This window comes from Actinoplanes oryzae, from assembly GCF_030757795.1.
In the GTDB taxonomy this organism is placed as follows: domain Bacteria; phylum Actinomycetota; class Actinomycetes; order Mycobacteriales; family Micromonosporaceae; genus Actinoplanes.
Map to the genome: position 1 here is coordinate 1 of NZ_JAUQWH010000162.1, position 20,308 is coordinate 20,308.

Below are 20,308 nucleotides of genomic sequence, written 5' to 3' on the forward strand. Positions count from 1 at the left end.
CGCGACCGCCTCGGCGTTGGCCTCGCTGCCGATGTCGTGCAGGACCACCGCGAACTCGTCGCCGCCCAGCCGCCCCGCCACGTCCGCGCCGAGGATCGCCTCGCGCAGCACCCGGGCCACCCCGATCAGCAGCTGGTCGCCGGCCTTGTGTCCCTGCGTGTCGTTGACCTGCTTGAAGCCGTTCATGTCGACCAGCAGCACGGCCGTGACCCGGTCGCCGCGGCCGTCCCGCTCCAGCCCCTGGACCAGCCGGTCCCGCAGATGGGAACGGTTCGCGAGCCCGGTGAGACCGTCGGTGGCCGCCGCCTGGTCGCTCTCCCGCTGCACGGCGAGCTGCCGCAGCACCACGAGACCGGTGATGGCGAGGCCGCCGAGGGTGAGGCCGCTCCACGGGAAGTCGTGCTGCTCCCGGGCCGCGGCGAAGATCATGAGGCCGTATCCGACGGTGATCGCGACATAGGGCACCGCGGGACGGACCACGCAGCGCTCGGCCAGCGCGGAGGCGTCCTCCGGCTCCCGGCAGCGCAGCACCGGCGCGGCGGCCAGCAGCGCGATCCAGGTGACCACGCAGGCGACCTGCTCGGCGCTCGACCGGGCGGTGTCGCCACCGTGCGAAGCCAGATAGCCGATCCAGCTGTCGAACCCGAACATGAACACGACCGCCGCCGCGAGCACCGTGACCGGCAGCGACCCGGCCGCGATCGTCCCGCGCCGCAGCAGCCGGGTGAACCCGAGCACCAGCAGCAGATCGAGCACGGGGAAGACGGCCGCGGCCACGACGGTGCCGGACCTGTCCCCCACGTACGGGCCGACCACCAGGTACCACACCGTCATCGCCGCGGCGGCCACCGTCAGGCACACGTCGAGCACCGACTTGCGCCGCTCCAGCGCGGACACGGCCCGCAGTGGGAACGAGTACGCGGCCGCCAGCAGCACCGCCACGATGGCCAGCCGCCCCGCGTCCGCGGGCGCCGGGAAGTCCCGCTCCGCCCCGGGCACGATGAACATCGCCATCGTCACCAGCTGCAACGGGAAGACCGCCGCGAGCGCCCGCCACGCGCGCTGGGCCGTCGCCCCCGCGATCCGCGCCGCCCGCAAGGAGGCGACGAACCCGATCGCACACAGCGCCAGGATGACCACCGTACCGACGGCGACGACCTGCGGATACGCAACGATCGCCACGACGCCGACGGCCCACACCCCGGCCAGCAGGCCGAGAACACGGTACGAGTTCACGGCTCCCCCATCGGTCACGAACCCTCAGTTATGAGTAAGTAACTTTAAGTGGTCAGGCGGCGGGCGGCTCAGGGTTGCGGGCGGGGTGCCGAAGAGGGGGCGGAAGAGCGGACGGGTGGAGGTGCGATGTGCCTACCGTGTTGATCGCCGACGACGATGCCGATCATCGGGAGCTGATGACGCTGGCGCTGCTGCGGGCCGGGTACGAGGTCGAGGCCGCCCCCGATGCCCGGAGCGCACTGCGGCTCGCCGCCGCCGGGGGCTTCGACGCCGCGCTGCTCGACGTGCGGATGCCTGATTTGTCCGGCGTCGAGGTGTGCCGGGAGCTGCGGGCGTCCGTCCGGACCGCGCAGTTGCCGATCATGGTGGTCAGCGCCGACGTCAGCGGGCATCGGATCACCGAGGCGATGGCGGCCGGGGCCGACGACTACCTGACCAAGCCGTTCCACCGGGCCGAGCTCGGTGCGCGGGTGGAGGCGCTGCTGCGGCGGCGGGCCCGGAGTGTGACGCGGCGGGCCTCCGATGCGGCGCTGCTGGCCGCGCGTGCCGCCGTGCCGCGCACGGTCATCACGGCGACCGGTGCCACGGTCGACGGCGGCTCGGTCAACGGCCGCTCGGTCAACGGCGGCTCGGTCAACGGCGGCTCGGTCAACGGCCGCTCGGTCGACGGCGGCTCAGTCAACGGCCGCTCGGTCGACGGCGGCTCGGTCGACCGCGGCTCGGCGGCGGGGGTCCGGCGTACGGCGTGAAGGGCAGTCGGACGACGTATGCCGGACGTCCGCGGCGCGCGTAGCGTCACCCGCATGGATCTTCCGGCCGGCTCACCCGTCCGCTACGAGTCCGCCACCGGGCACTGGGTGCTGTTCGCCACGGTGCTGGGCTCGGCGCTGGCGTTCATCGACTCGACCGTGGTCAACATCGCCCTGCCCGCGATCGGGCGCGACCTGGCCGCGGACGCCGCCGGCCTGCAGTGGACCGTCAACGGCTATGCCCTCAGCCTCGCCGCCCTCGTGCTGGTGGGCGGCTCGCTCGGGGACCGGTTCGGCCGCCGCCGGGTGTTCGCGGTCGGGGTCGCCTGGTTCGCGGCCGCGTCGCTGCTCTGCGGCCTGGCACCGTCGATCGAGCTGCTCATCGCCGCGCGGGTGGTCCAGGGCGTCGGCGGCGCCCTGCTGACCCCGGGCGCGCTGGCGATCATCGAGGCGTCGTTCGCCCGGGAGGACCGGTCGCGGGCCATCGGCGCCTGGTCGGGGCTGGGGGGCATCGGTGGCGCGCTGGGCCCGTTCCTCGGCGGGTGGCTCGTGGAGCTGGCCGACTGGCGGCTGATCTTCCTCATCAACCTGCCGCTGGCCGCGATCGTGCTGGCCGTGACCGTGCGCCACGTGCCGGAGTCCCGGGCCGCGTCCGCCCCGGGCATCGACGTGGCCGGGGTGCTGACCGGGGCGATCGGGCTCGGCGGGCTGACGTACGGGTTCACCGCCTGGCCCGACGCCGGCCCGGGCAGTCCCGTGGTGCTGACGTCGCTCGCGGTGGGCGTGCTCGGCATGGCCGGCTTCGTCGTGCGGCAGCGCCGGGCGCGGCACCCCATGCTGCCGCTGGAGATCTTCCGCTCGCGGGCGTTCAGCGGCGCGAACGTGGTGACCTTCCTGGTGTATGCGGCCAACGGCGGCGTGTTCTTCCTGGTGGTGCTCAACCTGCAGGTCGTCTCGGGCTTCAGCCCGCTCGCCGGCGGCCTGGCCCTGCTGCCGGTGACCGGGCTGATGCTGCTGCTGTCGGCGCGGGCCGGGGCGCTGGCGCAGCGGATCGGCCCGCGCATCCCGATGACCGCCGGCCCGGTCGTCTGCGCGGCGGCGCTCGTGTGGTTCTCGCGGATCGGCCCGGGCGCCTCCTATGCGGCGGACGTCCTGCCCCCGGTGATCCTTTTCGGCCTGGGGCTGTCGCTGCTGGTGGCGCCGCTGACGGCCACGGCGCTGGGCGCGCTCGACGATGCGTACGCCGGGGTGGCGAGCGGGGTGAACAACGCGGTGGCCCGGGCGGCGGGCCTCCTGTCGGTGGCCGTGCTGCCGCTGGCGGCGGGGATCGGGACGGGCAGCCTCACCGACCCGGCCGGGCTCGCGCCGACGTACCGGGGGTCGATGCTCATCTGCGCGGGGCTGATGGCGGCCGGCGGGGTGCTGGCGTTCCTGCTCGTCCCGACGCGGCTGCCGGCGCATCAGCCCGCGAAGCGCTCGTTCTGCGACGTCGCGGGGCCGCCCGTCCGTGCCCGCACCGACGCCATGCTCCACCGGAAGGAGCCGGCCCAGCGGCCCGCGACCTGACGCCCAACGACCGGGAAGCGCGCGGCGCCGCGGGCCACAGCGGCGCCGCGGACCACATCCGCCGCGACCGGCTCGGCGGCGGAGGCACGCGCGCTGACGCGGTGCTGGAGGAGACGAGCGGCGGCCAGCCACGCGCGCCGACGCGGTGTTGCACGAGACGAGCGGCGGGCAGTCGCGCGCGCTGACGCGGTGCTGTGGGTGGCGGGCGGGCACGCGGGGTGAGGTGGGGCGGTGGAAAACGGGGGGCTTGGAGGGGCCTGCTTTGGTTCAATGCGCGCATGAAAATTCCGCCGAAGGTTTCGCCTGGAGACCGGGTGGCCGTGCTTTCGCTCGCGGCGCCCGCGGCCGCCGTCTATCCGGCGGTGCATGAGCAGGGGCTGCGCCGGCTTCGGGAGCAGATCGGGGTCGTGCCCGTGGAGTATCCGACGACCCGGCGCGCCGCGACGGCTGACGAGCGGGCGCGGGATCTGATGGCGGCCTGGGCCGATCCGGGCATTCGCGCGGTCATGGCGACGATCGGCGGCGACGACCAGATCACCGTGCTGCGGCACCTCGACCCGGCGGTGTTCCTGGCCGATCCCAAGCCGTTCTTCGGCTACTCCGACAACACGAACCTGCTCAACTGGCTGTGGTTCCACGGCATCGCCGGCTATCACGGCGGGTCCACGATGGTGCACCTGGCGCAGGGCGGCGGGATCGACCGGGAGCACGAGGAGTCGCTGCGAGCGGCCCTGTTCACCGGCGGCGACCTGGACATCCACCCGCTCGAGAAGTTCAGCGACGAGGAGCTGCACTGGGCCGATCCGACATCGCTGGAGCGCTCGGCCACGCCGTACGCGAGCCCGGGCTGGACCTGGCACCAGCCGGACAAGGTCGTCAGCGCCCCGGCGTGGGGCGGCAGCCTGGAGATCCTGAACTGGACGACGGCCGTGAGCCGGTGGATCCGGCCGGTCGAGGACTACTCGGGGTGTGTGCTGCTGCTGGAGACCTCCGAGGAACTGCCGTCGGCGGAGAACGTGTTCCACAGCCTGCGCAACTTCGGCGAGCGCGGCCTGCTCGAGCAGTTCCCGGCCGTCCTCTTCGCCCAGGCCAAGGGCACCGCGATCGGCAACGAGAAGCCGGTGGCCGAGCGGGAGAAGTACCGCGAGGAGCAGCGCGAGGCGGTGCTGAAGGCGTTCGCCACCTACCACCCGGAGGCGATGATCGTTTTCGGCGTCGACTTCGGACACACGTCGCCGCAGTGGATCCTCCCCTACGGCGGCCGCATCACCGTCGACGGTCCCGCCCGCAAGGTGACCGCCCACTTCTGACCGGAGGGTCCGTCCCGGCGGTCGCCTCGGCCGGCGGACAAGATGTAGCCGGAGACGCCGGAGTCAAAATCTAGCCGGGGATGCCGAAGTTCTGGGTCCAGACCAGGGCCCCGCGCCGGTGGTCCGCCACGCCGACGCCGAGCTCGGTGTAGTCGGGATGCAGGATGTTCGCCCGGTGGCCGGGGCTGCGCATCCAGGCGGTCACCACCTGCATCGGGTTCTCCTGACCCCAGGCGATGTTCTCCCCGACCGCGGCGAAGAGATACCCGGTCGCCGCGACCCGGTCCGCGACCGTCGAGCCCTCCGGCGAGACGTGGCTGTAGAACTCGCGTTTCGCCATGTCCGCCGAGTGGGCCCGGGCCGCCGCCCCGAGCAGCGGGTGCTCGGTCAGCCGCGGCCGGCCCGCCCGGCGCCGCTCCTCGTTGACCAGGCTGACCACCCGCCGCTCCAGGTTGGTCTGGGCCAGCGGCCGCATCGTCAGGCCACCCCCGGCACCCGGGCGAAGCGCGGCACCGCGGCGGCGGGCAGGGACGTCGCGGGCGGCCCGGCGACGGCCCACTGCTCGGCCGCGCGGTGCAGGGAGGAGAGGGCGAGGTCGTCGAAGGGGACGTGGCCGCGGTCGGGTTCGTCGGGCGGCAGCTCGCGGAGCAGCAGCCTGCCGCGCCGCTCGCCCAGCGGCGGCGACGTCTCCAGGACCTTGAACGAGGTGCCCGGCCGGAAGAGTACCCGCGCCGGGACGCCCGTGCCGTCCTCCAGCTCCAGCAGGCGCGTACGCCGCCCGGTCATCGACCAGACGAGCACGTCCACGCTTCCGGTCAGGCCGTCCGCCGGCTCGGTGAGCGCGTTGGTGAAGCCCCACTCGGTCAGCACCCGCTGCGCCTCGACGGCCCGCAGATCGGCGCCGCTCAGGTCGGCCCGGAGCAGGGCGAGGCCGCGGTGGGACGGCAGCCGGCTCAGCCCGGCGGTCACGCAGCGGGCGAAGGGCACCTGCGGGCCGCGGTTGCCCGTACGCAGGGCCTCGTCCAGCCCGTCGCCCACCGGCGACAGATAGAGCCGCACCGCGACGGCGTCGGTCATCGTGTCCGGCCCGGCGTGGAAGCCCGGATGCTCGGCCAGGATCCGCGACACCGAGCTGGCCGCGGCGTCGAACTCGCGGGACAGCGCGCCGCGCAGCCATTCGCGTTCGGCCGCGAGACCTTCCGGCCCCGGGACGCCTTGCGCTGCGGGGGCCGGCACCCTCGCGAAGACCAGCCCCGCCCGTACGTCCTCCGCGCGCCGCAACGACTCCAGCACCCGAGCGGCATCCTCCTCGGTGAGCGCCGTCTCCACCCGCGCCGGCGTGTGGATGAGCACCGGACTGTCCACCCGCGACGGCAGCTCGGCCTCGGGCGCCACCCAGGCCGGCGGCTCGGCGGGGGGCGCCGACACAACCTCGGGTGCCACCCAGGCCCGGGGCTCGGCAGGCGGCGCCGACACGAAGGGGGCCGACACGACGGGGGCCGCGGGCGGCGCCGAGGCGACGGGGGGTGGCGGGACGAACGATCGGGACCTCGCCGGCGGCTCGGCGGGCTGTCGCAGGAGGTCGCCGCCCGCGACGCCGGGGCGGCTGAAGCCGAGCACCGCCGGCCCGACCACGCCGGCAGCCTCTGCGGGAGCGGCCACGCCGGCCAGCTCCGCGGGCGGGGCCACGACGGCAGCCTCCACGGGCACGGCCACGCCCGCCAGCTCCGCGGCCGCCGGCACCTCCTCGATCAGCGCGTCCAGCATCAGGTCGGCGGCGGTGAAGCGGTAGGTCAGCCCGTCGGGCAGCTCGCCCCCGGCCGGCTGCGGGGCCCGGTTGCCGGCGACGGCCACCGCGGAGGCCAGCTGCAGCGTGCTCCGCTCCTTGGTCGCGTCGTCGAGCCGGGCGACCAGGTCGTCGGCCAGCTCGCGCAGGCGCGGGACGAGGGCGGGCTCGGCGTCGTCCACCACGACGGCGTGGCCGGCCGGGTCGGCGGCGCGGGCCCGGATGCGCTCGGCGTGGCGCGGGGGCTCGGGCGGGCGGACCCAGAGACCGGACTGGACGATCTCCACCACCGCGTCGTCGGCGTAGCGGTAGACCATGGGCGCGACCATCTCGCCGAGGACCATGGGCGCCCGGTAGCTGAGGATGCGCGGGACCTCGGCGCGCACGGTGGGGCGGGATCGGGGCTGATAGGCGAGCTCGCGGGCGTACACCTGCCAGCCGAGCCGGCCGTCCGGGGCGACCGTGTGCATGCGGGGGCGGTCGGGCCGCCCGACCGGCACGCCCGTGAAGCAGACGACCGGGCTCTCGAGGACGTCGGCGAGCGCCTGGCCCACCGTCTCGCCCTCGGGTACGCGCACCGGTCCGTAGTGGACGAAGCGCGCGTGCTGCCGGCCGTCGTCGCCGAGGTCGCGCCAGAAGCGGGCGACGTCGTCGAGCGGCAGCGGGGTGGTGCCGGGGCAGCCCAGCACGATCGTGAAGGCCCGCGGCTGACACGGTACGGCCGACGCCAGCCACTGCCAGTGCTCGGCCACCGCCGCGTCGTCGCGGGTGTCGCGGAGCCAGACGCCGCCGGGCAGCGGCTCCGCCACGCCGAACGCGCTGGTCGGCAGGTACTCGGCCGCGGCGCTGTCCCAGGCGGGGCGGGGCCAGCGCTTGCCGTCCCACGCCGGTCCGCGGCCGGGGCGGTGCCGCACCCAGCCGCTGTCGTGCTGGGCATGCACGAAGAGGGCGCCCGACGCGCCGCGCAGCAGGTGCCCGTACGGGACCACCACCGAGCGCCCGAGCCGGTCCGACAGCCACTGACCCGCCAGGGTCGCGATGTCGAGACCGGCCCCGCAGACGAGCAGCCGGATGCCGCGGCGTCCCCGGGGCACCGCTCCCGCCAGCGCCTCCCACGAGCCCATCGGCAGGCCGTCGTGCAGGTCGAGGACGACGATGTCGTTCTCGCCGTCCGCCGCGACGGCCAGCGCCAGGGCCTGCGCCTCGGAGCTGATCCGGTCCCGGGCGTGCACGACCAGGGCGTTGCCGATGGTGTGCCGGCCGACCACCGGGATGGTCCCGGAGCTGCGCATGCGCTCAGATCATGCCGGCGCGCAGCGCGTACGCGACCGCGTGCGAGCGGTTCCGCAGCTTGAGCCGGTGGGTGACGCCGTAGATGACGTTCTTCACGGTCCGCTCGGAGTAGCACAGCTCGCCGGCGATCTCGTTGGTGTCCATGCCGTCGGCCATGAGCCGCAGCACGTCGATCTCGCGCGGGGTGAGGCCGGAGGCGTTGAGCCCGTTCGGGGTGAGCACGTCGCGCTGCAGCCGCTCGATGTGCTTGAGCAGCTCGCCGACCAGGTTCGGCGGCATGACCCCGCCGCCGTTGGCCGCGGCGAGCACACTGTGCAGGAGCCGCTCCCCGGTGACGGCGGCGCGCGGCAGGATCGCGACGACGCGGCACTCGACCGCCGTGAGCAGCTCGGTCTCGGTGATCTCACCGACGACGAGGACGACCGGGATGCCGGACTCGGCCGCCGAGCGGCGCAGCATCGCGACCACGTCGGTGGTCAGCCGCTCGCAGGAGACCACCAGGACCCTGGCCCCGGCCCGGTCGGCACCGCGCAGGAGCGTCACGTCGGGACTCGCCTGCAGGAAGGCCGCGAGCCCCGCGTGACTGAGCGGATCCGACGCCTGCAGGACCACCCGAACCTGTTCCACTGAAACCTCCGCCTTGTCGTCGGGACGCGGCAAGTCTGGAGAAAGGGTCTTCAGAAAATCTCCACGCCGTCTTCACGCCGGCCGAACGCGGCATGAAGGTTCATCCATCGACGCAGGCAATTGCCAATAGGCAAAACACTTTCACATTTCCGGGACGGTCGGCGGGCGGGCCGGGGCGCCCTGGGCGAGCCGCATCGCCTCGATGTACTTGGGCAGGTCGGCCGCCGCCTGCTCCAGCCGCCCGGGGGCGAGCTGGTCGGCGAAGACGGCGTCGACCACGTCCCGGGCCAGCTCCTCGGGCAGCTCGCCGACCCGGGGCGTCGGGTCCTGCTGCCACAGCCGGATGAGCCGCAGCCGGGCCCGCACCGAGGACAGGGTGCGCTCCAGCCCGGCGATGACCTCGTCGGCACGGTTCTTGTCCACGACCAGCCGGCCCTCGGAGGCGAGCCGCAGGAACAGCTCGCCGGCGAACGGGCTCACGGAGGCATCGGGTTGGGCCGGCACCCGTCGAGTCCAGCAGAGCGGCCGGGGCACGGGAAGGCTTCCACCCCTTCGCTGCCCCGGTGGCCGTCTTGTTTGCCCCTGCCTGCGTCCGGGCATCCCCGGCGGCGTTCAGGCGAATTCGAGGCGGCGACTCGATGACGGCCGGCCGGGCCCGGCTGGCGAACGTGAACGACGCCGGTAAAAATGGTGCGGGGCAGCGCTATGGTGGGGCACCACACGCTTTCGCGGGCGTGACCGGGACGCCGGGGAATAGCGGCAAGCCATCAGCGACGATGCCATGACGGAAAGTGGCGGAAACAGCATCAGCACCTGACACGGGGGTCGAGGGGCGGCGGGCGAAAGCTTGCAAGTTCAACCGCCTACAGCGGGAGCAATCCCACGACGACGAGGTTGGGAGCCATGCCGGCAGTGCACGCGGGGATCGACCTTCGGCTGCTGGGTCCGGTGCGGGCCTGGCGCGAGGGTGCCGAGCTGACGCTGGGCTCCGCACGGCGCACCGCCGTCTTCTGCGTCCTCGCCCTGCACGCCGGCCGCCCGGTCTCGCGCGAGCAGCTGGTCGCCGCGGTCTGGGGCGACGACGCCCCGGCCAGCGCCACCGGCAACGTCTACACCTATGTCTCCGCCCTGCGCCAGCTGCTGGAGCCGGCCCGCGACCGCTGGGCCGCCGGGCAGCTGCTCACCTCCGGCGGCGGCACCTATCAGCTGCACGTCGCCCCGGGCGACGTGGACGTCTTCCGGTTCGAGGCGCTGCGCGAGGAGAGCCGCCGGCACCGCTCGGCCGGGCATCCCGCCGCCGAGCTGACCGCCCTCGAGTCGGCCCTGCGCCTGTGGCACGGCGACGCCCTGGCCGGGGTGCCGGGCCCGTTCGCCGAGGCCCAGCGGCTGCGGCTGACCGAGCTGCGGCTGGCGACGGCGGAGCGGCACGCCGCCCTGCTGATGGAGACCGGCCGGCACGACGAGGCGGTGCAGGTGCTGCGGGCCTTGGTGACGACCTATCCGCTGCAGGAGAACCTGCGCCACATGCTGGCCACGGCCCTGGCCGCCGGCGGGCGCGGCGCGGAGGCGCTCAGCGTCCGGGCGACCACCGAGCCCGCCCTGCCGGCCGCCGCGCCGGAGCGCCACCGGCAGGCCGACCGGGCCGCGTTCATCGGCCGCGACGCCGAGGTGCGCCTGCTGCGCCGCGTCGCGGCCGAGGCGGCGATCGGCCACGGGCGCAGCATCCGGATCGAGGGCACGCCCGGCCTCGGCAAGTCGGCCCTGCTCACCGTGGCCCTGCGCGGGTCGGCCCCGGCGGGCTGCCGCACCGGCTGGGCGGTCGGCGACGAGCTCTCCCAGCGGATGCCGCTCGGCGTGCTGCTCGAGTGCATCGAGTCCGCGATGGCCGACGACGTCTCCCGCACGCTGGTCAAGCAGCTCTTCGCGGTCGCCGCCGACGCCCTCGACGGGCCCGCCGACGACACCGTCGCCCGGGCGGCCGAGCTGGTCCGCCAGGCCGCCGACCGGGCGCCGCTGATCCTGGTCGCGGACGACCTGCAGTGGGCCGACCCGATCACGCTGGGGGTCTGGGCGGAGCTGAGCACCCGGGCCACGAGGCTTCCCCTGCTGCTCGTGGCGACCACCCGGCACGGCGCGGAACAGGTGCGCGGCCTGCCCGCCGACGAGCTGGTCGAGCTGCGCCCGCTGTCCGGCGAGGCGTCCGCCGCGCTGGTCCGGGCCGTGGCGCCCGAGCCGCCCGACGACCGGGAACTGCAGCGCATGCTCGCCGAGGCCGGCGGCAATCCGTACTATCTGCGGCATCTCGCGGCCGGGGAGCAGGGGGCGGGGCTCAGCGCCGCGGTCGGGGCGCACCTGGCACCGCTGTCCGAGGAGACCCGGCAGACCCTGCGCGCGGTCGCCTTCCTCAGTGCCCACGAGCTGCACGCCCCGGGCGAGCGGCCGCCCGGCTGCACGATCTCCGAGCTGGCCGCGGTGACCGACCGGTCGCCCGCGGATCTCGTCCGCGCGCTCGCACCGGCCCTGGCGGGCGGGGTGCTCGTGACCGCGGAGGTGCATGTCGCCTTCCGGCACCGCGTCGTCGCCCGCGTCCTGCACGAGAGCACGCCCGCCGGGCTGCGGACGACGCTGCACCGGTCGTTCGCCGAGCGGATCGCCGCAACGGGCGGGCCGCCGGAACAGGTCGTGGCGCAGCTGCTCGCGGGTGACGTGCCGCTGGGCGGCAGCATCGGCGCCTGGCTCACCGAGCACGCCGAGCAACTGGCCGGTCGCGCACCGCAGATCGCGATCACCGTCCTGCAGCGCGCCCGCGCCCAGTACGACCTGGATCCCGCCCGGCGCCTGATCCTCACCGCCTGGCTGGCCCGGCTGCTGGCGGGGCAGGGACGCAACGCCGCGGCCGAGGCCGGCTGGGTCGCGGCTCGCACCACCGACCCCGAGCTGGAGGGCGAGATGCGCTGGCTGGCCGCGACCTCGCACGAGCGGCGCGGCGAGTACGAGGCCGCCGCGGAGATCGCCCGGGCGGCTCTCCGTGAGCAACGCATCACGCTGACGTGGTCGGACCGGTTCCGTACCCTGCTCAGCCGGATCCGGCCGATGCTGCCCGGCAACCCGACCATGCCTCATCTCAGCCGCTCGTCCATGATCACTTCAGAGGTTTCCGTTATTCGCTGACCCGTGTGCCGGTCTCCTCACCGGGGGTCACTTGCACCTGCGACAACGGAGGAAACGTGTCGACGACACCGGAGGACCGCTTGCGCGTCGAGGTGCTGGGCCCGGTCCGGGCCTGGCGGGGTGAGCGGGAGCTGGCGCTCGGGCCCGCCCGGCAACGGGCCCTGTTCGCCGTGCTCGCCGCCGCGGGAGGCCGGGTGGTGACCCGCGACGAGCTGATCGAGGGCGTCTGGGGCGCCAACCCGCCCGCCACCGCCGCGGGCAGCGTCTACACGTACATCTCGGGGCTGCGCCGGGTGCTCGGGCACGAGCTGCTGACCTCCGGACCGGCCGGCTACGCGCTGCTGCTCGACCCGCGGGAGCTGGACAGCACCCGGTTCGCCACGCTCTGCGACGAGGCCGCCCAGTTGCGGGAGGCCGGGGAGCCCGCTGCCGCCGCCGAGCGGTTCGAGGCGGCGCTGCGGTTGTGGCACGGGGAGGCGTACGCGGGACTGAGCGGTCATCGGCTGGAGGTCGAGCGCGCCCACCTGGCCGAGCGCCGGCTCACCGCCATCGAGCAGCGCGCCCGCATCGTGCTCGACCTCGGCGACGACGGCGTGGTGGCCGAGCTGGCCGGGCTGGTCCGCGACCACCCGCTGCACGAGCCCCTGCACGAGCTGCTGATGCTCGCGTTGCACCGCACCGGCCGGCGCGCGGAGGCCCTCGACGTCTACCGGGCGGCCCGGCGTACCTTCCTGACCGAACTGGGTGTCGAGCCCGGGGCCGCCCTGACCGCCCTCTACGAGCGGGTGCAGTCCGGGACGGCCGAGGGCGGCGAGCCCGCCGAGCGCCCGGTGCCGCCCGTGCTGCCGCCGCAGGTCGCCCGGGCCCTGCACGACGGGCTGGAGAGCCGGACGCTCGTGGGGCGCGACGCCGACCTCGCCCTGCTGCGCGGCCTGGTCCGGGCGCTCGCCGACGGCCGGGGCGCCGCGGTCTGGATCGAGGGCGAGCCGGGGATCGGCAAGAGCGAGCTGCTCACCGCCGCCTTCGCCGACGCGGGCAGCCGGGGCTGTCAGGTGGCCTGGGGCGTCGCCGACGAGCTCGACCAGTACGTGCCGCTGCAGGTGGTGACGCGCGCGCTCGGACTGGAGACCACATCCGACGACGCCCGCGTGGCCTCGGTCGCCGCCAAGCTGCACGGCAGCGCGCGCAACGACGACGGGCCGGCCGCCGTGGCCGACCGGGTGCTCGCCTACGTCCGCGCCGCCACGTCCATCGCCCCGCTGATCCTGGTCGTCGACGACCTGCAGTGGGCCGACGAGTCCAGTGTGCTCTTCTGGGACCGGCTGGTCGCCGCCACCCGCCGGATGCCGCTGCTGCTCGTCGCCGCGGCCCGGCCGGAGCCCAACGGCCGGTCGCTCGCCCAGCTGCGCCGCGGCGTACAGGCCCGGCAGGGGCACCTGCTTCTGCTGCGCGGGCTGCCGGACGACGCGATCGCGCAGCTGGTCACGCGCCTGGTCGGGGCGCCGATCGGCCCGCACCTGGCGCAGGTCGTGCCCCGGTCCGGCGGCAACCCGCTCTGCGCCCGGGAGATGACGACCGCGCTGATCCGGCGGGGAGCCGTCCGGACCGTGGACGGCCGGGCCGACATCGACGCGAGTGTGCCGGTCGAGGCGCCACGGTCGCTGCTGGCCGTCGTACGGGCCACTTTGGACTTCCTCTCCGCGGACACCCAGGAGGTGCTGCGGATGGCGGCACTGCTCGGGGCGCAGTTCGCTGTCGACGACGTGGTGGCCGTCACCGGCCGCTCCCCGTTCGACCTCGTCGCGAGCCTGGAGGAGGCGCTCAGCGCGAACGTCGTCGTGGACGCCGGCAAGGACCTGGCCTTCCGGCACCCGTTCCTGCGGCAGGCGCTCTACGAGAGCATCCCGGCACCGGCACGCGCCGCCCTGCACCGGCACACCGCCGAGGTGCTCGACCGCGGCGGCAGCTCAGTGACCCGGGTGGCCGAGCAGCTGGCGGCGGAGACCCCGGTGATCGACGCGTGGGTCGTGTCCTGGCTGAGCCGGCACCACACCGAGGCCGCCCGGCGGGTGCCCGAGATCACCGGCCGGCTGCTGCGCCTGGTCCTGGAGTCGGACCTGCCGGACGCCGGCCAGCGGGCGAACCTGCTGGTCGCCCTGGTCAAGCTCGACTTCCGGCACGAACGCTGGCCGATCGAGGAAGCCCGGGAGGCCGCCGTCCTGGCCGCCGACCCCGCCGACCGGGCCGAGATGCGCCAGCTCTTCGCCGCCATGACGTTCCGCCGCGGCGACGCCGACACCGCGATCCGCACGCTGCGCGATTCCGTCGAGGACCCGGACATCCCGGAGATCTGGCGGACGCGGCACCGGGTGCTGCTGGCCAACTTCCGGCGCGGGAGCCTCGACGACCTGGACCGCGCCGACCGTACGGCCGCGGAGGTGCACGCCGAGGCGATCGCGGCCGGGCAGCCGTACGAGGCGGCGTTCGCCCTGCAGACCGTCTGGCTGACGCACTCCATCCGCCGCGACCACGAGCGCGCCCTGGAATACGTCGACCGCGCGCTGGACATCATGCGGGACAACCCGGGCTTCGCGGGGATGTACTTCGACCTGCTGGACAACCGCATGTTCACGCTGCAGAACCTGGACCGGCTCGACGAGGCGGAACGGACGCTGCGCGAGGCGGCCCTCTTCGCCATCCGGCACCGGCTGCCGTCCGGGCTGCAGGTCGCGTCGGCGGTGCAGTACTACTGGCTGGGCCGCTGGGACGACGCGCTGGCCGAGATCAGCTCGGTCACCGACGACGCCCCGGGCATCACCTTCCTGGGCACCCGCGAGCCGGGCGCGGTCTCGATGCTGCTGCACGGGGTCGCCGCCCTGATCGCCGCCCACCGCGACGACCCGGCGCTGGCGACGGGCCACCTGGACGCCTCGGAGATCCTGCCGGCCACCGACGCCGAGCGGGAGAGCTGCGACTTCCTGCTGGTCGCCCGGGCCCTGGTCGCCGAGCAGCAGGACCGCCCCGACGAGGCGCTGGAGGTGCTCGAGCCGCTGCTGGTACCCGAGTACGCCCCGCTCATGCTCCGCCACCAGTGGCTTCCGGACGCCGTCCGGCTGGCGCTGAGCCAGGACCGCCGCGAGCTCGCCGAGCGGGCCGCGGCCATCTGCGCCGGCGAGGCCACCAAGGAGGTACGCCGGGCCCGCGCCTACGCCGCCGCCGAGCGCTGCCGCGCCCTGGTCACCGGGGACCCCGCACCGGCACTGGCCGCCGCCGCGCACTACCGCTCGGTCGGCCGGGTGCCGGAGCTGGCCGCCGCGCTCGAGGACGCCGCCGTGCTCCTCGCCGCCAACCGGCGCCCGCACGAGGCAGCCCGCGAGGGTGGCGCGGCCGCCGAGCTCTACACGGTGCTCGGCGCCCGCTGGGACCTGCGGCGGCTGCGGAGCCGCCTCGCCGAGTACGGCGTCGAGCCCGTCCGCGCGGGCAGCTCCTCGAACATCCTCAGTGGAGCGTGATCTCGATCGGGCCCATCTTCTGCTCCGCCAGCTTGCCGGCGTTGTCCGCGGCGTTCTGGATGGCCTGAGCGATCGCCGTCTGCAGCGCCTCGGCGTCGCGGGCGTCGAACACCTTCGGGTCCACCCGGACCGCCTTGAGCTTGCCGAGCCCGCTGGCCATCACCACGACGGTGTTGTCGGCGGCGCGCCCGGTGACGACGGCCTTCGCCAGGTCGGACTGCGCGTTGCGCATCGTCTCCTCGAAGGCCTGGGCCTGCTCGAGGAACTGGGCGGGGCTCGGAATCTCCATGCGGTTCTCCTTGTCTGCGCTGTGCGGCGGCCCGACCGGCCGCGGCCGCTTGCGCGGCTCGGTCAGCCGACTGCGGCTGCTTGTGCGGCGGGGTCAGCCGACTGCGGCTGCTTGTGCGGCGGGGTCAGCCGACTGCCGCCGTTTGTGCGGCGCGGTCAGCCGACTGCGGCCAGGCCGCCGGTGCGGCTGCCCGAGGCCCGGTCGGCGAAGCCGTTGACGTCGGCGAGCGCGAGGGTCCGGGAGGCCGCCGTCCGGGCCAGGCCCCACGAGAACAGGTGCGCCGCCCGGGCCGTCTTCTCCGGGAAGCCGGCGGTCACACCCGCCAGCGCCTCGCGTACCTCGTCGGGAACCTCGTGCCCGCGCCGGACCAGATACCGCACCACGAGCTCGGCGAGCTCCGCCGACGAGTAGGCCGGCATGGACCACTGCTGCCCGAAGACCTCGGCCAGGCCCGGCACGGCGGCCCGGGCCGCGGCCAGCGCCGCCTCCTCGCCGACCAGCAGCACCACCGGATCGCCCGGCGTGCGGCGCATCTGCTCGACCAGCTGCTCCAGGGCGTCGTGGCCGGCGCCGTCGTCGGTGCACTCGACCACCAGCACCCCGCCGTCGGCGTCGGCCAGGGCGGCGCGGACCAGGCTGCGCGCCTGCCCCGGCCACTGCGGCGCCAGCTCCTGGCCGGTGCTGACCTGGACCACCTGGCCGACCGGCACCAGGCCGAGCTCGGACAGGCCGGCGGCGTACAGCCGGGCGTACTCGTGGCGGCCGCTGCCCACCGCGCCGCTGATCTGCACGTTCGCGTGCTTGCCGTAGCCGCGGCGGCGGTTGCGCAGCTCGCAGAGCTGCAGCAGGGTCGAGCCCAGCGCGTCGCGGACGCCGGTGTTGCCGACCAGCCCGCACACCCGCTGCCAGCTGCGCGTCGCGTTGATGGCCCCCGCCGGGTTGCTGGCCGCGTCCGGCGCGGTGTTCTGCTCGACCGGCAGGTCCTCCAGCAGGTCCAGCTCCGGCGCCAGGTCCAGGGCGGTCAGGCGGTTGAGCTCGGTGTCCTTGGTCGGCGGCGTCGTGGCCAGGCGCGACGCCTGGTTGTTGATCATCGCCTCGAAGAGCTTGCGGGCGACACGGCCGTTACCGAAGGTGGAGTTCTTGGGGACCCGCGTGAAGTACGTGCCCAGCGCGTCCACCGCGTCGTCGGTCAGCTCGTAGTAGTGCTTGCTGCACAGGTTCGAGGTGATCGTCACGAGCTCCTCGACCGAGTAGTTCGGGAACTCGATCGTGCGCGTGAAGCGGGAGGCCATACCGGGGTTCGAGGCGAGGAACTGCTCCATCAGCTCGGAGTATCCGGCGACGATCACCACGAGCTCGTCGCGGTGGTCCTCCATCATCTTCATCAGCGCGTCGATGGCCTCCTGACCGAAGTCGGGGCCCGAGCCGCCCGAGCCGGCCGACAGCGTGTACGCCTCGTCGATGAACAGCACACCGCCGATCGCCTTGGTGACCAGCTCGGTGGTCTTGATGGCGGTGGCACCGATGTACTGGCCGACGAGGTCCGCGCGGGCCGCCTCGATCATGTGGCCCTTGCTCAGGATGCCGAGCTCCTTGAGCACCGAGCCGTAGAGCCGGGCCACCGTCGTCTTACCGGTGCCGGGCGGGCCGGCGAAGACCAGGTGCCGGCTCATGGGCGGCATCGGCAGGCCCATCTGGAGACGTACCTGGGACATCTTGATCAGGTTGATCAGCGCGGTGACTTCCTGCTTCACCCCGCGCAGACCGATCAGGCTGTTCAGCTCGCGCAGCGGACCGCTCAGCTCGCCCTCGGGCTCCTCGGCCGGCTGCTGCTCGGCATCGTCCCCGGCGGGCGCCGGGGAAACAGGACTTGCCGCGTACGCGGGCGCGGGCGACGTGGGCTGCGCCGGCCGCCCGGTGCTCAGCGCCTCGAGGGTCAGCTGCGCGTCGGCCGCCTTGCGCACGTCCTCGGCGCCGCTCTCCTGCACCGCGCACCGGACGATCGACACCGGCTCACTGGTGTCCACATCGAACCCGGCCACGCCGCTGCCGAGCACCTCGCAGTCGGTGAACTGGCCCTTGCTGCCCCGGCCCAGCGCCACGCCGTTGCGGCGGGCCCGGCGCACCCGGGTCTGGGTGGCCGTCACCGTGCCGCCGGCGCCGGCCGCCACGCCGTCCGCCGGAGGCTCGACGATCTCGCTGTCCCGCAGGTGCAGGCGACCGCTGCCCACGGTGACACCGGTCCCGCGAACCAGCGCCGAGTGCAGTTCGAGGCTGGACTCCTCGCCGACCACGACGGCCGCGGCGGCCGTACCGGTGAAGCGGGCTTCCTTGATCTTGCCGTGCGAGCCGCCGGTCAGCTCCAGGGCGACCAGCGCGCCCGCGTCCACCGCGAAATCCGTGCCGTCCAGGCCGGCGCCCTCCTTGACCAGCAAGCCGGCGCCGGTGCTGACGGAGGCGCGCAGCCGCTGGACCACGGCGGAGCCGGAGCCGCCGACGACGATCAGGTGGTCGCGGGTGCCGCGGATCGTCACGCCCTCCAGCCGGGGTGCGGCCTCGGCGTCCACCGTGACCCCGACCGGCGAGTCGGCGAACGTGCAGTCGGCGAAGGTCGGCCGGGCTCCCCCGGTGACGTGCGCCGCGGTGTGCCCGGCGCCGCCGAACGTGCAGCGCTCGAAGCGCGGAGCCGCCCGATCGGCGATGTGCGCACCCTGCAGCGCCGCGCCGGTGAACGTGGAGTCGCTGACCACCACGTCGATCTCGCCCCGCATGAACAGGTCGACGTTGCCGCTGTTGGTGACCGTCAGCTTCTGCAGCCGGGCGTAGGCCTTCTGCTCGACCACCACGGCCGGCTTCCCGGCGCCGTCGATCTCGACCTGCTCGGCGGTCAGCCGGGCGTCGCCGTTGACACACACGCTGTTGGCGCCGGTGCCGCGGACCGAGCACCGGCGCAGCGTGAGCACGCCCTGGTCGGCGACCACGATGCCCGAGGTCGCCACGTCGGTGACCACGGTGTCCTCGATCCGGCTGGGGGCCGCGCTCGTCACCACGATGCCCGCGCCGGTCGAGCTGCGTACCTCGCAGCCGCGCAGGGCCAGCGAGCCCTGCAGCCGGGACAGCAGGGTGGCCCACGAGGCGCCGGAGATCACACAGTTGTCGAGCGCCACCTCGCCGGAGTAGACGTCCACGGCGGCGAGCTTGGAGTCGGCGCTGGCCAGCGTGATGCCGCGCAGCTGCGCACCCTCGCCCTGCACGACCAGGACGCTGCCCTCCTCGACCCGCACCTCGACCGGCCCGCCCTCGGCGGCGCTGATCGTGATCCGGTTGCCGACGACGAGCTTCTCGACGTACCGGCCGGGGTGGACGGTGATCGTCGCACCGGCCTCCGCGCGGGCCAGGGCGGCGCCGATCGTCGGGTAGGCGCCGGGCTTCCCGCCGCCGACGGTCAGGATCTGGGTCATCGTCCGCTCACCTCCGCTTTGTCGCCGAGCCGCCGGTCCAGGCCGGGCAGCACCCCGAAGCGGCCGAGGGCATCGCTGCCGATGCGGCGGCGGGGCTCGGCGTCGGCCCAGCGCTCCAGGCTGCGCCGCAGCGACGTCACGGCCAGCTCGTCCAGCGAGACCCGGCCCGAGTCGACCCGGCCGTCCTGGTCCACCTCGTTCGAGCCGATCTCGCGCATCAGGATCGCGCCGCGCCCGTCGCCGGACGGCTCCCGCAACTCCAGGACCTTGAAATGGGTGCCGGGCAGGAAGAGCACCCGATCCGTCACCCGGTCGTCGCCCTCCGGCTCCAGCAGCGTGGTCCGCCGTGCGGTCATCGACCACACCAGGACGTCGGTGTCGCCCTCCTGAGCCTCGCACGGGCCGGTGAGCACGTTGACGAACGACCAGTCGGTGATCAGCCGGCGGTCGCGGTAGTGCGCCCACTCCGCCTCGGTCGGCGACGTGCGATAGACCGTGGTGCCGCGGAAGGAGGGCAGCCGGGACAGGCCGGACACGGCACAGCGCGCGAACGGCACGTGCGGGCCGGTCGCGCCGGTCCGCAGTCCCTTGTCGATGGCGGCGCCGCGGCCGGACAGGTACAGCTGGACGGCCACGGAGTCGGCGAGGACGTCGTCCGCGCTGACGCCGCCGGAGCTCTGCAGGCCGGGGTGCTCGGACATGATCCGGGCCACCGAGCTGGCCATGGTGTCGAACTCGCGGCTGAGGGTCCGGCGCAGCCAGGCGCGCTCCTCGTCGAGGGAGCGCTTGCGCGGCAGCAGCGCCGAGGCGGCGGGGGCGGGGACGGGCTGCAGCTGGGTTCGCGCCGCGGCGGCGGGCTTTCGCTCGGCCTGCTTCACCGGTGCCGAGGGCTCGGCCTGCTCCACCGGCGCCGGGGGCTCGGCCTGCTCCACCGGTGCTACGGGTCCGGTCGGGGCCACCGGCTCCGGAATCTCCACCTTCGCGGCCGGGGCGGGGATCTCGACCGCGGCGACCGGCTCGGCGATCTCGACGGCGGGTGCCGGGGCGCTCGGGGCGGTGATCTCGACCGCGGCCGCGACCTCGACGGCGGGCGGAGGCGGCGGGACCTCGGCGGGGGCCTGCGCCGGGACCTGTGCCACGGCCTCCTCCGGCGCGTTCTCCGCGGGGGTGACCGCCTCCTCGACCGGCACGGCCGGGGTCACCGGCGCGAAGGTCAGCGCCGAGGTGATCGTGCCGGCGGGGACGGGAACGTCGATCTCCGTGGCCGGCGGCAGCTCGCCGCTGATCGCCGCCGGCGCCGGGCTCACC

12 protein-coding genes and 1 pseudogene are annotated in these 20,308 nt (G+C 74.6%); 5 read left to right on the forward strand and 8 right to left on the reverse strand.

The window, feature by feature from the left end; translation table 11 throughout:
• Positions 1 to 1,236 (reverse strand): GGDEF domain-containing protein (locus tag RBH18_RS35380; protein ID WP_306214849.1); only part of this gene is annotated, 1,236 nt, incomplete at its 3' end.
• Between the two features lie 128 nt (positions 1,237 to 1,364).
• On the opposite strand from RBH18_RS35380, the gene RBH18_RS35385 reads away from it, so the two are divergent.
• The 3 genes from RBH18_RS35385 (at position 1,365) to RBH18_RS35395 (ending at position 4,861) form a co-directional block, all read left to right on the forward strand.
• The gene (locus RBH18_RS35385; RefSeq protein WP_306214850.1) at positions 1,365 to 1,985 is read left to right on the forward strand and encodes a response regulator transcription factor; all 621 of its coding nucleotides are present in this window, start codon (positions 1,365 to 1,367) and stop codon (positions 1,983 to 1,985) included.
• A gap of 54 nt (positions 1,986 to 2,039) precedes the next feature.
• Complete coding sequence (locus RBH18_RS35390; protein ID WP_306214851.1) at positions 2,040 to 3,551, forward strand: DHA2 family efflux MFS transporter permease subunit; 1,512 nt, start codon at positions 2,040 to 2,042, stop codon at positions 3,549 to 3,551.
• A gap of 314 nt (positions 3,552 to 3,865) precedes the next feature.
• Positions 3,866 to 4,861, forward strand: coding sequence for a S66 family peptidase (locus RBH18_RS35395; protein ID WP_306214852.1), 996 nt, complete (start codon positions 3,866 to 3,868; stop codon positions 4,859 to 4,861).
• Between the two features lie 70 nt (positions 4,862 to 4,931).
• On the opposite strand, the gene RBH18_RS35400 is transcribed toward RBH18_RS35395, so the two are convergent.
• The 4 genes from RBH18_RS35400 to RBH18_RS35415 form a co-directional block, all read right to left on the reverse strand.
• On the reverse strand, positions 4,932 to 5,336 hold the full coding sequence (locus tag RBH18_RS35400) for a CAP domain-containing protein (RefSeq protein WP_306214853.1): 405 nt from the start codon (positions 5,334 to 5,336) through the stop codon (positions 4,932 to 4,934).
• Positions 5,337 to 5,338: 2 nt separating this feature from the next.
• Entirely contained in the window at positions 5,339 to 7,939 is a 2,601-nt protein-coding gene (locus tag RBH18_RS35405; RefSeq protein ID WP_306214854.1) for a hypothetical protein, read from the reverse strand.
• 4 nt (positions 7,940 to 7,943) lie between these two features.
• A complete protein-coding gene (locus tag RBH18_RS35410) occupies positions 7,944 to 8,567 on the reverse strand; it encodes a helix-turn-helix transcriptional regulator (RefSeq protein ID WP_306214855.1) in 624 nt (207 codons plus the stop codon).
• Positions 8,568 to 8,708: 141 nt separating this feature from the next.
• Positions 8,709 to 9,047: a hypothetical protein gene (locus RBH18_RS35415; protein WP_306214856.1), complete on the reverse strand. Its 339-nt coding sequence runs from the start codon at positions 9,045 to 9,047 to the stop codon at positions 8,709 to 8,711.
• A gap of 423 nt (positions 9,048 to 9,470) precedes the next feature.
• Between RBH18_RS35415 and RBH18_RS35420 the strand changes: the two genes are divergently transcribed.
• Together RBH18_RS35420 and RBH18_RS35425 are read left to right on the forward strand one after the other, a co-directional pair.
• On the forward strand, positions 9,471 to 11,738 hold the full coding sequence (locus RBH18_RS35420) for a BTAD domain-containing putative transcriptional regulator (RefSeq protein ID WP_306214857.1): 2,268 nt from the start codon (positions 9,471 to 9,473) through the stop codon (positions 11,736 to 11,738).
• A 56-nt stretch (positions 11,739 to 11,794) separates the two neighbouring features.
• Entirely contained in the window at positions 11,795 to 15,250 is a 3,456-nt protein-coding gene (locus tag RBH18_RS35425) for a BTAD domain-containing putative transcriptional regulator (protein WP_306214858.1), read from the forward strand.
• On the opposite strand, the gene RBH18_RS35430 is transcribed toward RBH18_RS35425, so the two are convergent.
• The 3 genes and pseudogenes from RBH18_RS35430 to RBH18_RS35440 form a co-directional block, all read right to left on the reverse strand.
• On the reverse strand, positions 15,237 to 15,539 hold the full coding sequence (locus tag RBH18_RS35430) for a YbaB/EbfC family nucleoid-associated protein (RefSeq protein WP_306214859.1): 303 nt from the start codon (positions 15,537 to 15,539) through the stop codon (positions 15,237 to 15,239). The genes RBH18_RS35425 and RBH18_RS35430 overlap by 14 nt on opposite strands.
• Positions 15,540 to 15,694: 155 nt before the next feature.
• Entirely contained in the window at positions 15,695 to 19,000 is a 3,306-nt protein-coding gene (locus tag RBH18_RS35435) for a right-handed parallel beta-helix repeat-containing protein (RefSeq protein ID WP_306214860.1), read from the reverse strand.
• Positions 18,997 to 20,308: pseudogene (locus RBH18_RS35440) on the reverse strand (hypothetical protein); the annotation flags it as partial. The pseudogene RBH18_RS35440 and the gene RBH18_RS35435, both read right to left, overlap by 4 nt.